Consider the following 14,512-nt stretch of genomic DNA (forward strand, 5'->3'; position numbering starts at 1 on the left):
TTGACGTTGGAGCCTCCCTTTGGATCGCGAGCATCACCTGAAGCGCCTCGGCTTCCGCGCCTGGCATCGCGGCACGCGTGAGGCCGATTACATGATCGGCGGCTTCTTCGATCGCTATGCGGCGGAGTGGTCCGACGAGGAGGTCGCCTGGTTCGAACGGCTGATCGAGCAGGAGGATGTCGACATCATGGCCTGGGCGATGGGCAAGGAGCCGGTGCCCGCCGCCTTCGACGGCCCGCTGATGCGGACCATGCAGAAGCTCGACTATATCTCGATCCACTGAGCCCGCCTTGACCGACAATCTCCAGCGCATCCTGAAGGCCGGCCGGCCGCTCACCCTTTCCGGCGCGCCGGCGGGCTTCCTGCCATGGCTGCTGGCCGATCTCGCCCGCGCCGCATCGGGCCGCGCGATGTTCGTCGCCTCGGACGATGTGCAGATGCGCGCGGTGACGGACGCCGCCCATTATTTCGCGCCGGAGCTCACGGTGCTGAGCTTCCCGGCGTGGGACTGCCTACCCTACGACCGCGCTTCGCCTTCCCTGCGCAGCTCCGCCGAGCGGCTGGCAACGCTCCACGCACTTCAGAAGAAGGCGCAAGGTCCGACGCTGCTGGTGACGACGGTCAACGCCGCCACCCAGCGCACGCTCACCCCCTTCCGCATCCGCCAGCTCGTCGCCAAGCTCGCGCCCGGCGAGCGGATCGATCGCGACCAACTCGGCAAGCTCCTCCAGGCCAACGGCTATATCCGCACCGACACCGTGGCCGATCCGGGCGAATATGCGGTGCGCGGCGGGCTCGTCGATCTCTGGCCGTCGGGCGAGGAGATGGCGCTCCGCCTCGATTTCTTCGGCGACGAGATCGAGAGCGTCCGCCGCTTCGACCCCGTGGACCAGCGCACCGTCGACCGGATCGACGGCTTCACCCTCCTCCCCGCCTCCGAAGCGCTGCTCGACGAGGAGAGCATCAAGCGCTTCCGCACCGGCTATCGCGAGCGCTTCGGCGCGACCGCGACGGGCGACCCGCTCTATCAGGCGATCAGCGACGGCCGCCGCCTCGCCGGCATGGAGCATTGGCTCCCGCTGTTCGAGGAGAAGCTCTCCACCCTGTTCGACCATCTCGCCGACGACGATGTGATCGTCCGCGATGCGGGCTCGCCGGGCGCCGCGCAGAACCGCTTCGAGAGCATCACCGACTATCACGCGAACCGCGTGCGCGCGCAGTCGTCCGATCCGGGCAGCTATCGCCCGCTCCCCGCCGCCTCGCTCTATCTCCCGGCCGAGGAGTGGGAGAAGCAGATCGCGGCGCGGCCGATGCACCTCGCCACGCCCTTCCGCGAACCGGAGAGCGCCACCGTCCTCGACTTCGACGTCGACGGCCCGCGCGACTTCGCGCCCGAGCGGACGGCGCAGGAGAATGTGTACGAGGCCGTCTCGGCCTATGTCGGCGCGCAGTCCCGCAAGGGGAAGCGCGTCATCCTCGCCAGCTATTCGGTGGGCTCGCGCGAGCGTCTGGCGGGGTTGCTCGGCGACCACGGCCTGCCCCGCGTCCCGCTCGCCGAAAGCTGGCAGGAGGCGATGGGCCTCGCCGCCGAGGTCGCCAAGAATGGCGGCGGTGCGGCGCTCACCGTGCTGCCGCTCGACCATGGCTTCTCCGCGCCCGACGTGCTGGTCCTCACCGAGCAGGACATGCTGGGCGATCGCCTCGTCCATCGCCAGCGCCGCAAGAAATCCGCCGACGCCTTCCTTCAGGAGCTGGCGACGCTCTCGCTGGGCGATCTGGTGGTCCACGCCGATCACGGCATTGGCCGCTATGAGGGGCTGACCTCGATCCCGGTCGGGCAGGCGCCGCACGATTGCGTCCAGCTCACCTATGCGGGCGGCGACAAGCTGTTCGTGCCGGTCGAGAATATCGACGTCCTCTCGCGCTACGGCTCGGAGGCCGACGGCATCGCGCTCGACAAGCTGGGCGGCGTCGCCTGGCAGGCGCGCAAGAGCCGGATGAAGGAGCGCATCCGCGAGATCGCCGGCGAGCTGATGGCCACCGCCGCCGCCCGCGCGCTGCGCCCCGCCGAGGTCGCCGAGCCCGACACCTCCTACCCCGAGTTCGTCGACCGCTTCCCCTATCAGGAAACCGAGGATCAGGACCGCGCCATCGCCGAGGCGCTGGACGATCTGGGCGCGGGCAAGCCGATGGACCGCCTCGTCGTCGGCGATGTCGGCTTCGGCAAGACCGAGGTGGCGTTGCGCGCGGCTTTCGTCGCCGCGATGTCGGGGATGCAGGTGGCGGTCGTCGGGCCGACCACGCTGCTCGCGCGGCAGCACTACACCAATTTCGTCGAGCGTTTCCGGGGCTTCCCCATGAACATCGGCCGTCTCTCGCGCCTCGTCGGTACGGCCGAGGCGAAGAAGGTCCGCGACGGGCTGGCGGACGGCACGATCGACATCGTGGTCGGCACGCACGCCGTCTTCTCCAAGCAGGTGGAGTTCAAGCGCCTCGGCCTCGTCATCGTCGACGAGGAGCAGCGTTTCGGCGTCACCCACAAGGAGCGGCTGAAGGCACTGAAGGCCGACGTCCACGTCCTGACCCTCACCGCCACGCCGATCCCGCGCACGCTGCAAATGGCGATGTCGGGCCTGCGCGAGCTGTCGGTGATCCAGACGCCGCCGGTCGATCGCCTCGCGGTGCGCACCTATGTGATGCCGTGGGATCCGGTGGTGCTGCGGGAAGCCCTGCTGCGCGAGCATTATCGCGGCGGACAGGCCTATTTCGTGGCGCCGCGCGTCGCCGATCTGCCCGACATCGAGCGTTTCCTGCGCGAGGAGGTGCCCGAGGTGCGCTATGTCGTAGCCCATGGCCAGATGGGCGCGACCGAGGTCGAGGAGCGGATGTCCGCCTTCTACGATCGCAAGTACGACGTGCTGCTCTCGACCACGATCGTGGAGAGCGGGCTCGACATCCCGTCGGCCAACACGATGATCGTCCACCGCGCGGATCGCTTTGGCCTCGCCCAGCTCTACCAGCTCCGTGGCCGCGTCGGGCGTTCCAAGACGCGCGCCTACGCCTATCTCACCACACAGGGCGGGCGCATCACCACCGAGGCCGCTGATAAGCGCCTTCAGGTGCTCGCGAACCTCGATACGCTGGGGGCTGGATTCCAGCTCGCCTCGCACGATCTCGATATCCGCGGCGCGGGCAATCTCGTCGGCGACGAGCAGAGCGGGCACATCAAGGAAGTCGGCTTCGAACTCTATCAGGCGATGCTGGAGGACGCGATCCTCGCCGCCAAGGCGGGCGGGACCGACATCCCCGAGGCGGACGTCGACTTCTCGCCCCAGATCACGGTCGACGCGCCGATCATGATCCCGGAAGAATATGTGCCCGACCTCGACCTGCGCATGGGCCTGTATCGCCGCATGAACGAGATCGAGGACAAGGCCGGCATCGAAGCCTTCGCCGCCGAGATGATCGACCGCTTCGGCAAGCTCCCCGAGCCGACGCGCAACCTGATCGACGTGATCGGCATCAAGCTCGACTGCCGCGTCGCTCGCATCGCCAAGCTGGACGTCGGCCCCAAGGGCGCGCTGGTGACCTTCGCGGAAAGTGGCTTCCCCAATGTGCCGGGGCTTTTCGCTTACGTGGAGCGGCTTAAGGGCACGGCCAAGCTGCGCCCGGACAGCAAGCTCGTCATCACGCGACCGTGGGGCGACCCCAAAGCCCGCCTCCATGGTGCGGGCCAGCTCGCGAAGGGGCTCGCCAAGGCGGCGAACTAGAGGCGAGCGGCTCCGCGCCGCTCGCCCCGAGGGTAGCGCCTTTAACGGCGATGATGCCGGATATAATCGCGGATCAGCGGCTCGACGGCGTCATAGGACTGGAGATTGTAGGAGTCCTGGTTCAACACCGCGTCGGCGAAGTCGAGACGGATGATCTCGGCCACGTCGAGCGGGTTCGGCGGGCACGGACGCGGCGTGCGCCACAGCACCATCTGGCCGTGATTCTCGGTGAGCGTCGCGTAGCTGAAGCCCCGCATATAATCGCGGATGAAGAAGACGAGGCGATAGACGTCGCCCATCCAGTCCACCTGCCGCATACCTCGCGCGGCGCGGAAGGCGATGTTCTTCTCCAGCGTCGGCAGCGAGGCCGCGTAGGAGACCGGCATCACGTCGTCGAGCACGATCACGCCGCCCTGCGCCAGGCATTCCACCGCGTTCAGCAGATCGCGCAGCGTCTGGTCGAAGCTGTGCAGCCCGTCGATGAAGATCACGTCGAAGCGATCTTCGGGCTTGTGGAAGCGCGAGAAATACTCGTCGCTCGGAACCTGGTGATAGGTCGCGGTGGCATTGAGCGGCTTGCGCCCCGCCTCGACGGTGTCGAACAGGAAGTTGGGATCGACCGCGACCTTGCGAGCGGCTTCAACCCTGTCGAAGGTGAGCCCGTGCTGGACGCCGATTTCCAGATAGGAAGGCTGGTCGTAAAGCCCCACCAGGCTCTCCAGGACCCGTTCTCGTTCCACGCTCGTAAACCCTCTTGCTGCAAGCCCCGGTCCCTAGCCAGCGCGTGGCAGCGGGGCAAGCGGCGGGCATTCGGTTCGCGAAACCCCTTGCCCCGGCAAGCGCTTCCCGCGAAAGCATCAGGCCAACACGCGTTTCAGGGAGCCTCCATGTCCGTCCAATCCGACCGCTGGATCCGCGAGCAGGCAATGGAGCACGGCATGATCGAGCCCTTCGTCGAGGCCCAGCGCCGCGAGGGCTGCATCAGCTACGGCCTCTCCTCCTACGGCTATGACGCGCGCGTGGCGGACGAGTTCAAGATCTTCACCAACGTCGACAGCGCCACCGTCGATCCCAAGGATTTCGCGTCCAACAGCTTCGTCGACCGCAAGACCGACGTGTGCATCATCCCGCCCAACAGCTTCGCGCTGGCCCGGACGGTCGAATATTTCCGTGTGCCGCGCGACGTGCTGGTGATCTGCCTCGGCAAGTCCACCTATGCGCGGTGCGGCATCATCGTGAACGTCACCCCGCTGGAGCCCGGCTGGGAGGGGCATGTCACGCTGGAATTCTCCAACACGACGCCGCTGCCCGCCAAGATCTACGCCAACGAGGGCGCGTGCCAGTTCCTCTTCCTCAAGGGCAACGAGCCCTGCGAAACGAGCTACGCCGACCGCGCCGGCAAATATATGGGCCAGCGCGGGGTGACGTTGCCGCGTCTCTGAAGGGAGATCAGACGGTCTGGTCGTCCGTCGGGGCGGCCGGGCCGTTCTTCTTGATCGAGTCGATCGCGTTCTGGGCCGAGGCCTTGCTGGAATAGCCCTCGGTCGCGAAGATGATTTCGCTGTTATAGACGAAGTTCACCCGGAACTCGCCAGCCTTGTCCTTCTTGATGACGAACTTGTGAGCCACGAAACCCTCCCTCGTCGAAGACGGGGCTAACCTACATCAGTATCGGGCGGCGGCAAGTCCCGCTCCACATACTCCCGCCACAGCATCACCAGCACCGCCATCGTCGCCGGCCCGACGAACAGGCCGAGCAGCCCCAGCGTCTCGACACCACCCAGAATGCCGACCAGCACCCACAGGAAAGGCAGCCGCGTCGCCCCGCCGATCAGCGCCGGGCGAAGGAAATGGTCCGCGATGCCCACCACGGTGAAGCCGATCACGTTGACGAGGATCGCCGCCGTCACCGCATCCTGCGTGAGGAGCGCGAAGGCCGCGATCTCGAACATCACGGCGGCGCCGAACGGGATCATCGCCGCGATCGCGGTCGCCGCCCCCAGCAGCAGCGGATGCGGCACGCCCAGCGCCAGATAGGCGACCGCCATCACCGCACCCTCGCCGATGCCGACCAGCACCAGCCCGTCGATCGTGCCCCGCACCGACTGGACGACCTGACGCCCCATCCGCTCGCCTGACGGGCCGAACAGCCGATATCCGGCGGACTTGATCTGCCCCACCAGCATGTCGGCGTCGCGCAGCAGGAAGAACAGCGCCAGCAGCGTGAACAGGAAGATGATGCTGCGATGGATCAGCCCCTTGCCCACGATCTGCGTGTGATAGAGCAGCGCCCGGTTGTTGAAGCGGGCCAGCTCCGCCTGCGTCGCCTCCGGCGTGGCGAGATGCTGCTGCCACCAGTTCACCGCCGCATCCCGGCCGAAAGGGATCGAATAGAGCCAATGTGGCACGGGAATGCCGCTCTCTCGCGCGGTGGTGATCCAGCGGACGATGTCCTGCGCCTCGGACGCGGCGCGGATGATGCCGAGGCTGACGGGCACCAGCACCAGCAGCGCCACCACGAGCGTGGTGATGGCCGGAAGGATGGCACCGCCCCGCAGATGCGGCCAGCGCCGCTCGGCCCGCTCGTAGAGCGGCGAGATGGCGATCGCGATCACCGCCGCCCACACCAGCGAGGCGAGGAAATCATGGATGATCCACACCCCCAGCGCCACGAGCCCCAGCGCCAGGATCAGCCGCGCGCGCTTCTGCCTCGGCAAGGGCTGGCTCGCCATATCCCCCCGTCCTTCCGTCATCTCTTGCGCCCCTGGTGGCGGATGTTCGATGGCCGCCCCCGCCGACCGACCAGAGGCCGGCTGCCCGGCTTGCGGCGCAGGTTTCCGCGCATCGGCATATGGTTCGCGCCCTCGGCCAGCTCGAAGCGGAGCGCGCCGCTCGCGACATTGGCCTCCACCAGCCGGAGCGTGATCGTCTGGCCCAGCGTGAAGCGCTCGCCCGTCTCCTCGCCGATCAGGCTGTGGGTGGTGGCGTCGTGGTGGAAGCGCTCGGCGCCCAGCGTCGAGACCGGCACCAGCCCGTCGCCGCCCAGCCCCACCACCGTCGCGAAGAAGCCGAAGCTCTGCACGCCCGTGATCCGCGTATCGACCAGCTCGCCCACCTTGGTGGAGAGATAGGCCGCGACATAGCGATCGATCGTCTCACGCTCGGCCTCCATGGCGCGGCGCTCGGCCTGGCTGATCTTCTCGCCGAGATCCTCCATGCGGTTGGCCTCTTCGCCGGTGAGTTTGGTGTCCTCGACCGCTGGCTTGAGCCCATAGGCGCCCACCAGCGACCGATGGACGAGCAGATCGGCATAGCGGCGGATCGGCGAGGTGAAATGCGCATAGCTGCCCAGCGCGAGGCCGAAATGGCCGGCATTGTTGGGCGTGTAGACCGCCTGCATCTGCGTGCGCAGCACCTGCGTCATGATCTCCGGCCGCTCGACCCGATCGGCGATCGAATCGAGGATGCGGTTGAAGGTCTTGGGCCGCACCACCTGCCCCAGCGCCAGCGGCACATCGAAAGTGCCGAGATAATCCTTGAGCGCGACCATCTTCTCGCGGCTCGGCGCCTCGTGGATGCGGTACATGACCGGGGCCTGCTTCTTCTCCAGCGCACGCGCGGCGGCGACGTTGGCGGCGATCATATAATCCTCGACGAGCCGGTGCGCGTCGAGCCTTTCACGCGGCGCCACCGAGGCGATGCGTCCCTTCTCGTCGAGCTGGACGCGCTGTTCGGGGAGGTCCAGCTCCAGCGGCTCACGCTTGGCGCGCGCCTTGGCCAGCGCCGCCCAGCAGCCCCAGAGCGGCTTCAGCGCATCCTCGGTGAGCGGGTGGCTGATCGCACCGTCATGCGCCGCCTGCGCGTCCTCATAGGCGATCACCGCCGCGATCCGGACCAGCGCGCGGGTGAAGCGGAAGGCGGTGACGTTGCCGTCCTTGTCGATGGTGAGGTGGCACGCCATCGCCGCGCGATCCGCCCCCTCGCCCAGCGAGCAGACCTCCGCCGAGAGGATCTCCGGCAGCATCGGCACGACACGATCGGGGAAATAGACGCTGTTGCCGCGCTTGCGCGCCTCCTTGTCGAGCGGCGTGCCGGGGCGGACGTAGAAGGACACGTCGGCAATGGCGACGATCGCCTTCCAGCCGCCTTCGTTATCGGCATCCTCGTCGGGCGCGGCCCAGATCGCGTCGTCATGATCGCGCGCGTCGGCGGGATCGATGGCGACGATGGGGAGGTGGCGCAGATCCTCGCGCCCTTCGCCGAGCGTCTGGCGGGCGCTGCGGTCGGCCTCCTCCAGCGCGGCTTCGGGGAAGACGTCGGGGATGCCGAACTTGTGGATCGCGATCAGGCTGAAGCTGCGCGGCGCGAAGGGATCGCCCAGCCGCTCGGTGACGCGCGCCATGATCCGCGGCGGGCGCCCCGCCTTCTCGGCCAGCACCAGATCGCCGACATCGGCCTCGCCCGCATCGGAGATGGGGAGATCGTGCCGCTCCTTCTTGTCCACGGGGCGCAGCCACAGCCGGTCGCCCTCCTTGTGGATCACGCCCAGCACCAGCTCCTCGCCCTTGGCGAGCTTCTTGAGCGGATGCGCGACGAGGCCGCGCCCGGCCTCCTCGGTGCGGGCGAGGATGCGGTCCCCCACCCCCAGTGCGCCCTGACGCCGGCCGCGCTCCATCACGCGCAGGCGAGGCGGAGGCGCGCCTTCCGCCACCCAATGCTCGGGCACCGCGATCACCTGATCGCCGTCGACATCGACGACGCGCAGCACCGTCACCTTGGGCACGCCGCCCATCTTGTGGAAGGCGCGGCCGGGGCCGAGGTCGATCAGGCCCTCGTCGGCCATGTCCTTGAGGAGCGCCTTGAGGGTGATCTTCTCCTGCCCCTTCAGGCCGAAGGCGCGCGCGATCTCGCGCTTGCCGGCGGGCTGATCGCTCTCCTCGATGAAGCGGAGGATCTGCTCGCGGCTCGGCAGGCCGGGAGGATTGGTCTTGGAAGGCTTACGCATCGCCGCGAACCTAGCCGTCCCGCCGCGATCCGTCACCTATGCCCATGTGGACCCGAATGAGATATGGATCGTTACGGATGACGAACACGTCGCCATTGTACGAGGAGGAGGAGTCTGATGCGTTTGCTCGCTATCGCTGCCGCCACGTTGCTGACCGCCGGGATCGCCGCCGCGCCCGCCGCTGCCAACGGCTATCCGCCGCCCGGCTATCATGGGAACGGCCATTGGCACGGCGGCCATCGCCACAAGGTCTGCCGCATGGTGTGGCGCCATCATCACCGCGTCCGCCAGTGCTGGTGGCGCTGAGCTGAACTGACGCGCCGGGCGCCGCCGCGCCGCCTCAGCGGCCGAGCGGCGTCCACGCCTCCGCATCGGGGAGGCTTGAGAAGATCGTGTCGATCATATGATCGGTGACGCCCTCCGGCGTCGCGGGGTTCCAGACGGGGCGATTGTCCCGATCCACCAGCAGGGCGCGTACGCCTTCCCGGAAATCCGGCCGCTGGCAGACATGCGCCGCGATGCCATATTCCGCGCGCATCTCGTCGGCGAAATCGGTCCGGCCGCGTGAATCCAGCACCAGCTTGAGGCTGACCTTGCAGGATTGCGGCGACTTGCGATGCAAGGTCTTGAGCGTCGCCTCCGCCCATTCGGACGGATCGGCCTCCAGAGCCGCCAGCACCCCCTCCAGCGTGCGATGCGCGAACAGGCGATCGATCTCCGGCTGATGCGCGAGGATGCCGGCTGGCGGCGGCGTCACCGAGGCTTCCGCCAGCAGCCGCTCGACCGCGCGCGGATCGGCCACGATCGCCGCCTTCAGCTCCGGCAGCGCCTCGGACGGCACATAATGGGTGGCCAGCCCCAGCGCGAGGCACTCCGCGCCGTCGAGCCGCGCGCCGGTCAGCGCCAGATACTCGCCCATCGCGCCCGCCAGCCGCGAGAGATACCACCCGCCGCCGACATCGGGGAACAGGCCGATCCCCGTCTCCGGCATGGCGAACAGCGTGTTCTCGGTCGCGATCCGGTATTTCGCCGGCTGCGAGATGCCGACGCCGCCGCCCATCGTCACGCCGTCCATGAAGGCGACGGTCGGCTTCGCATAGGTGAAGAGCAGATGGTTGAGGCGATATTCCTCATGGAAGAAGGCGCGCGCCGCCACCGGATCGGTCGACGCCTGCACAACGTCGCCGCCCGCGCAGAAGCCCCGGCCCTCGGCATGATCGATCAGCACGGCCTCGACCGCCGCCTCCTCGCGCCACGCCTGAAGCGCGGCGATCATCGCGGTGCACATGCCCGTGGTGAGCGCATGGATGGCGCGCGGCCGGTTGAGCCGGATACGCCCCGCCCCACCCTCAATCGCCGTCAGGACCTCATCGCTCATCCACGTCGTCTCCTCAGATCGGCAACGCATCGTTCGGCCGTGCGCCCGTCCCAATTCCTCGGCCGCGCCCTCTCGGACGGCGGCGTCGCCATCGCCTCGTCGAACGTCGCCGCGAGCGTCGCGGCGTTGACGAGGCGGTTCGTGCCCTGATCGATGGTGATCGGCCGCTCGGTATTCTCGCGCAGCGTCAGGCACGGGATGCCGAGATAGGTGGTCTCCTCCTGGATGCCACCGCTATCCGTAATCGCCGCCGCCGCGCCCGCGACGAGGCTCATGAAGCGCACATAAGGCAACGGACCGGCCAGCCGCACGCCGCCCTGCTCCAGCTTCGCATCGAGCCTCGCCGCCGCGAGCCTCTGAGCGGTGCGCGGATGCACCGGGAAGACCAGCGGCAGCCGCGCCTGCACCTCCAGCAACGCATCGACCAGTGCTGCGAGCGTCGCCGGATCATCGACATTGGAGGGGCGGTGCAGCGTCACCACGCCATAGCGCTCGGGAAGCCCCAGCGCCTGCGGCTCAGCCGCTGCCTCGATCTTGGGGCGGACCAGCTCGAAGCTGTCCATCATGATGTTGCCGACCAGCGCGATCCGCTCGGGCGCGGTGCCCTCGGCCAGCAGATTTTCGTCGCCGTCCTGCGATGGCGTCCACAGGATGTCCGCGATCGCATCGGTGGCGAGGCGGTTGATCTCCTCGGGCATGTCGCGATCGCGCGAGCGCAGCCCCGCCTCCAGATGCACCACCGGGATGCGCAGCTTCGCCCCCACCAGCGCGCAGGCGAGCGTCGAGTTCACATCGCCCACCACCACGAGCCAGTCGGGCCGCTCGGCCTGCGCGACGGCCTCATAGGCCATCATCACCCGACCGGTCTGCTCGGCATGGCTACCCGAGCCGACGCCGAGATGATGATCCGGCTGCGGCAGGGACAGGTCGGCGAAGATCGCGTCCGACATGTTGGCGTCATAATGCTGGCCGGTGTGGATCAGCACCGGCTCGAAATCGGGCGCGGCGGTGAGCGCGTGCCAGAGCGGCGCCACCTTCATGAAATTGGGCCGCGCGGCGGCGATCAGGTGGACGCGTGCAGGTGCAGTCATGCGCTTACCCTAGACGGCATTCGTTACGAGAGCATAGCCGGCGAGCGGCTCGCCGCTCATTCGAATTCGAGGATCACCTGATCGATGGCGAGGCTGGCGCCCACCTCCGCCGCGACCTTGGCGACGGTGGCGCTCTTCTCGGCGCGGAGCATGTTCTCCATCTTCATCGCCTCGACGGTGGCGAGCGGCTGGCCGGCCTCCACCTTCTGCCCCTCGGCCACCAGCAGACGGGTCAGCAGCCCCGGCATCGGCGAGACGAGGAAGCGCGACATGTCGGGCGCCGGCTTCTCGATCATGTGATGGCGAAGCTCCGCCACGATCGGCCGCATCGCCTGAACCTTGCGCGCCCGCCCGGCGGTGGTGACGACCATATGGCCGCGCTTGCGGGCGATACGGAGCGTCACGGACTCGCCCGCCACCTCCGCCTCGACCAGCGTCGCGCCGGGGCGATAGCCGATCGACAGGCTGACGCTCTCGCCGTCCACCGTGGCGGAGTCCGCCTCGATCATCACGTCATGCTCGACGCCGTCGATGCGGACGATCCAGTGCGCCGGAGCCTCCAGCGGCGTGCCGAGCTGACCGTCGACATGGAGCGCGCGCGCCGCATCTACCCGCGCGATCGCAGCCGACACCGCCGCGACGGTGCGCGCGGTGGCGGGCGTCTCGGGGGCGCCGTGGAAGCCTTCGGGGTATTCCTCGGCGATGAAGCCCGTGGTGATTGCGCCCGAGCGGAAGCGCGGATGCTGCGAGAGCGCCGAGAGGAAATCGAGGTTCGTGCCGACGCCCTCGATCTGATAGCGGTCGATCGCGCCGATCTGGAGATCGATGGCGGCCTCGCGGGTGGGCGCCCATGTCACCAGCTTGGCGATCATGGGGTCGTAGAACATCGACACCTCGCCGCCTTCCGTGACGCCGGTATCGACGCGCACCACCGCATCCGACGCGCGGCTCTCCGCCGGCGTGCGGTAGCGGCTCAGGCGGCCGGTGGACGGCAGGAAGTTGCGATACGGGTCTTCGGCATAGACGCGGGTCTCGACCGCCCAGCCGTTGAGCTTCACCTCGTCCTGCGTGAAGCCGAGCTTCTCGCCCGCCGCGACGCGGATCATCTGCTCGACCAGATCGAGGCCTGTGATCTCCTCGGTGACGGGATGCTCCACCTGAAGTCGGGTGTTCATCTCAAGGAAGTAGAAACTCTCGCCGGTCGTATCGGCACCGCTCACGATCAGCTCGACCGTACCCGCGGAGAAATAGCCCACCGCACGCGCCAGAGCGACCGCCTGCTCGCCCATCGCCTTGCGCATCTGAGGCGTCACGAAGGGCGACGGCGCCTCCTCGACGACCTTCTGGTGGCGGCGCTGGATCGAGCATTCGCGTTCGCCGAGGTAGACGATGTTGCCATGCTGGTCGCCCAGCACCTGAATTTCGATGTGGCGCGGGCTCTCGATGAACTTCTCGATGAACACGCGGTCGTCGCCGAAGCTGGCGAGGCCTTCGCGCTTGGTCGCCTCGAAGCCCTCGCGCACGTCCTGCTCGGACCAGGCGAGCCGCATGCCCTTGCCGCCACCGCCGGCCGAGGCCTTCATCATCACCGGATAGCCGATGTCGGTGGCGATCTTCACCGCATCCTCGGTGGTCGCGATCTCGCCGAGGAAGCCGGGGACGACGTTCACGCCCGCCTGCTTGGCGAGCTTCTTGGACTCAATCTTGTCGCCCATCGCGGCGATGGCGTTCGGCGGCGGGCCGATGAACGCGATGCCGGCCTCTTTCAACGCCTTGGCGAAGGACTCTCGCTCCGAGAGAAAGCCATAGCCCGGATGCACGGCCTGCGCGCCGGTGGCCTTGCAGGCCTCGATGATCGCATCGGCGAGCAGGTAGCTCTCCGACGCCGGCGGCGGCCCGAGGCGCACCGCCTCGTCGGCCATCTGGACATGCGGTGCGAGCGCGTCGGCGTCCGAATAGACCGCGACCGTCTTGATCCCCATCTTCCGCGCGGTGCGGATGACGCGGCAGGCGATCTCACCACGATTGGCGATCAGGATCTTCTCGAACACCTAGAGGCCCCTCTTTGATTTTCTGAGGAAAACGACACAGAGCGCCGCATACGAAATGATGGCAACGACAAGCAGCAAACCGATATAGGCCTTACCGTGCCCTTCGCAGGGAGCATCAGGCCCCCAACCGCACGGTCCGATCATGGCGTCTAAAAGCGCCCAAGCAGCCAGCGCCCAAAAGGCGATGCTTGCCGCGCCAAACGCCATGATCTTCCGCAATCAGATTACTCCGCCGCCGCCAGATGCGCCTGCACCGGCTCGCCCTTCATCGGCAGGATGCCGAGCTTGGCGAACAGGGCGGCATCCTTGCTGTCGCCGGCGTTGCCCGTGGTGAGCAGCTTGTCGCCGGTGAAGATCGAGTTCGCGCCCGCCATGAAGCACAGCGCCTGCGTCGAGTCCGACATGCTCTCGCGGCCGGCCGACAGGCGCACCATGCTCTCCGGCATGATGATCCGCGCGACCGCCACGGTCCGGATGAACTCGATGTCGTCGATCTTGGCGGAGGGAACGTCCTTCAGCATGTCGCCCAGCACCGTGCCCTCGATCGGGACCAGCGCGTTGATAGGCACCGAGCCCGGATGCTCGGGCAGAGTCGCCAGCGCATGGAGGAAGCCGACGCGATCGGTGCGCGTCTCGCCCATGCCCATGATGCCGCCGCTGCACACGTTCACGCCCGCCGCGCGGACGCGCTCCAGCGTGTCGAGGCGATCCTGGAAGGTCCGCGTCGAGATGACGTTGGCGTAGTTCTCGGGCGAGGTGTCGATATTGTGGTTGTAATAATCGAGGCCGGCATCGGCGAGGCGCTGGGCCTGATCGCCCTCCAGCATCCCGAGCGTCATGCAGGTCTCAAGCCCGAGCGCCTTCACGCGGCTCACCATGTCGAGAAGCGCGGGCATGTCGCGCTCCTTCGGCGAACGCCACGCGGCGCCCATGCAGAAACGGCCCGAGCCCGCGTCCTTGGCCTCCTGCGCCGCCGCGACGACGGCGTCGGCCGCCATCAGCTTCTCGGCCTTGAGCCCGCTGTCGGCCGAGGTGGACTGGCTGCAATAGCCGCAATCCTCGACGCAGCCGCCGGTCTTGATCGACAGAAGCGTCGAGAGCTGCACCTCATTCTCGGGATGATGGCGGACATGCACGTCGTGCGCGCGCGCCACCAGATCGAGGAAGGGCAGATCGAAGAGTTCGGCGATCTCTTCACGGGTCCAGTCGGTACGCAT

12 protein-coding genes are annotated in these 14,512 nt (G+C 67.8%); 4 read left to right on the forward strand and 8 right to left on the reverse strand.

Annotation, left to right across the window (positions count from 1 at the left end):
- Positions 1 to 19: 19 nt before the first annotated feature.
- Both ST3T6A_RS0114475 and mfd read left to right on the forward strand, forming a co-directional pair.
- Positions 20 to 283: an FAD assembly factor SdhE gene (locus tag ST3T6A_RS0114475; protein WP_019833660.1), complete on the forward strand. Its 264-nt coding sequence runs from the start codon at positions 20 to 22 to the stop codon at positions 281 to 283.
- Between the two features lie 7 nt (positions 284 to 290).
- Positions 291 to 3,770 (forward strand): transcription-repair coupling factor, encoded by a 3,480-nt coding sequence (mfd, locus tag ST3T6A_RS0114480; protein WP_019833661.1) that lies wholly within the window; start codon positions 291 to 293, stop codon positions 3,768 to 3,770.
- A gap of 41 nt (positions 3,771 to 3,811) precedes the next feature.
- On the opposite strand, the gene ST3T6A_RS0114485 is transcribed toward mfd, so the two are convergent.
- Positions 3,812 to 4,510 (reverse strand): class I SAM-dependent methyltransferase, encoded by a 699-nt coding sequence (locus tag ST3T6A_RS0114485; protein ID WP_083937509.1) that lies wholly within the window; start codon positions 4,508 to 4,510, stop codon positions 3,812 to 3,814.
- 147 nt (positions 4,511 to 4,657) lie between these two features.
- Here ST3T6A_RS0114485 and dcd point away from each other — a divergent pair, with 147 nt between their 5' ends.
- Complete coding sequence (gene dcd / locus ST3T6A_RS0114490) at positions 4,658 to 5,212, forward strand: dCTP deaminase (RefSeq protein WP_019833663.1); 555 nt, start codon at positions 4,658 to 4,660, stop codon at positions 5,210 to 5,212.
- A 7-nt stretch (positions 5,213 to 5,219) separates the two neighbouring features.
- On the opposite strand, the gene ST3T6A_RS0114495 is transcribed toward dcd, so the two are convergent.
- Genes ST3T6A_RS0114495 through rnr form a run of 3 tightly spaced genes read right to left on the reverse strand, consistent with a single transcriptional unit; the run spans position 5,220 to position 8,775 of the window.
- Positions 5,220 to 5,399, reverse strand: coding sequence for a YegP family protein (locus tag ST3T6A_RS0114495; protein ID WP_019833664.1), 180 nt, complete (start codon positions 5,397 to 5,399; stop codon positions 5,220 to 5,222).
- A 26-nt stretch (positions 5,400 to 5,425) separates the two neighbouring features.
- A complete protein-coding gene (locus tag ST3T6A_RS0114500; protein WP_019833665.1) occupies positions 5,426 to 6,502 on the reverse strand; it encodes an AI-2E family transporter in 1,077 nt (358 codons plus the stop codon).
- A gap of 17 nt (positions 6,503 to 6,519) precedes the next feature.
- Positions 6,520 to 8,775, reverse strand: a complete 2,256-nt coding sequence (gene rnr / locus ST3T6A_RS0114505; RefSeq protein WP_019833666.1) for a ribonuclease R — start codon at positions 8,773 to 8,775, stop codon at positions 6,520 to 6,522.
- Positions 8,776 to 8,892: 117 nt separating this feature from the next.
- On the opposite strand from rnr, the gene ST3T6A_RS0114510 reads away from it, so the two are divergent.
- Positions 8,893 to 9,081 (forward strand): hypothetical protein, encoded by a 189-nt coding sequence (locus tag ST3T6A_RS0114510; RefSeq protein ID WP_019833667.1) that lies wholly within the window; start codon positions 8,893 to 8,895, stop codon positions 9,079 to 9,081.
- 34 nt (positions 9,082 to 9,115) lie between these two features.
- On the opposite strand, the gene ST3T6A_RS0114515 is transcribed toward ST3T6A_RS0114510, so the two are convergent.
- From ST3T6A_RS0114515 to bioB, 4 genes are all read right to left on the reverse strand, one after another.
- Positions 9,116 to 10,153, reverse strand: coding sequence for an enoyl-CoA hydratase/isomerase family protein (locus tag ST3T6A_RS0114515; RefSeq protein WP_019833668.1), 1,038 nt, complete (start codon positions 10,151 to 10,153; stop codon positions 9,116 to 9,118).
- A complete protein-coding gene (wecB, locus tag ST3T6A_RS0114520; protein WP_019833669.1) occupies positions 10,150 to 11,244 on the reverse strand; it encodes a non-hydrolyzing UDP-N-acetylglucosamine 2-epimerase in 1,095 nt (364 codons plus the stop codon). Before wecB ends, ST3T6A_RS0114515 begins: the two co-directional genes overlap by 4 nt.
- 56 nt (positions 11,245 to 11,300) lie before the next feature.
- Positions 11,301 to 13,295 (reverse strand): acetyl-CoA carboxylase biotin carboxylase subunit, encoded by a 1,995-nt coding sequence (locus ST3T6A_RS0114525; RefSeq protein ID WP_019833670.1) that lies wholly within the window; start codon positions 13,293 to 13,295, stop codon positions 11,301 to 11,303.
- 224 nt (positions 13,296 to 13,519) lie between these two features.
- Positions 13,520 to 14,512, reverse strand: coding sequence for a biotin synthase BioB (gene bioB / locus ST3T6A_RS0114535; RefSeq protein WP_019833672.1), 993 nt, complete (start codon positions 14,510 to 14,512; stop codon positions 13,520 to 13,522).

It is taken from the genome of Sphingomonas sp. PR090111-T3T-6A, assembly GCF_000383095.1.
Taxonomy (GTDB): domain Bacteria; phylum Pseudomonadota; class Alphaproteobacteria; order Sphingomonadales; family Sphingomonadaceae; genus Solisphingomonas.

Excerpts from the sequence above, each read along its gene's own strand:
- dcd (WP_019833663.1), top strand. The coding sequence starts at position 4,658 with ATGTCCGTCCAATCCGACCGCTGGATCCGCGAGCAGGCAATGGAGCAC.
- ST3T6A_RS0114500 (WP_019833665.1), bottom strand. The coding sequence starts at position 6,502 with ATGGCGAGCCAGCCCTTGCCGAGGCAGAAGCGCGCGCGGCTGATCCTG.
- rnr (WP_019833666.1), bottom strand. The coding sequence starts at position 8,775 with ATGCGTAAGCCTTCCAAGACCAATCCTCCCGGCCTGCCGAGCCGCGAG.
- ST3T6A_RS0114510 (WP_019833667.1), top strand. The coding sequence starts at position 8,893 with ATGCGTTTGCTCGCTATCGCTGCCGCCACGTTGCTGACCGCCGGGATC.
- ST3T6A_RS0114515 (WP_019833668.1), bottom strand. The coding sequence starts at position 10,153 with ATGAGCGATGAGGTCCTGACGGCGATTGAGGGTGGGGCGGGGCGTATC.
- wecB (WP_019833669.1), bottom strand. The coding sequence starts at position 11,244 with ATGACTGCACCTGCACGCGTCCACCTGATCGCCGCCGCGCGGCCCAAT.
- bioB (WP_019833672.1), bottom strand. The coding sequence starts at position 14,512 with ATGCGTACCGACTGGACCCGTGAAGAGATCGCCGAACTCTTCGATCTG.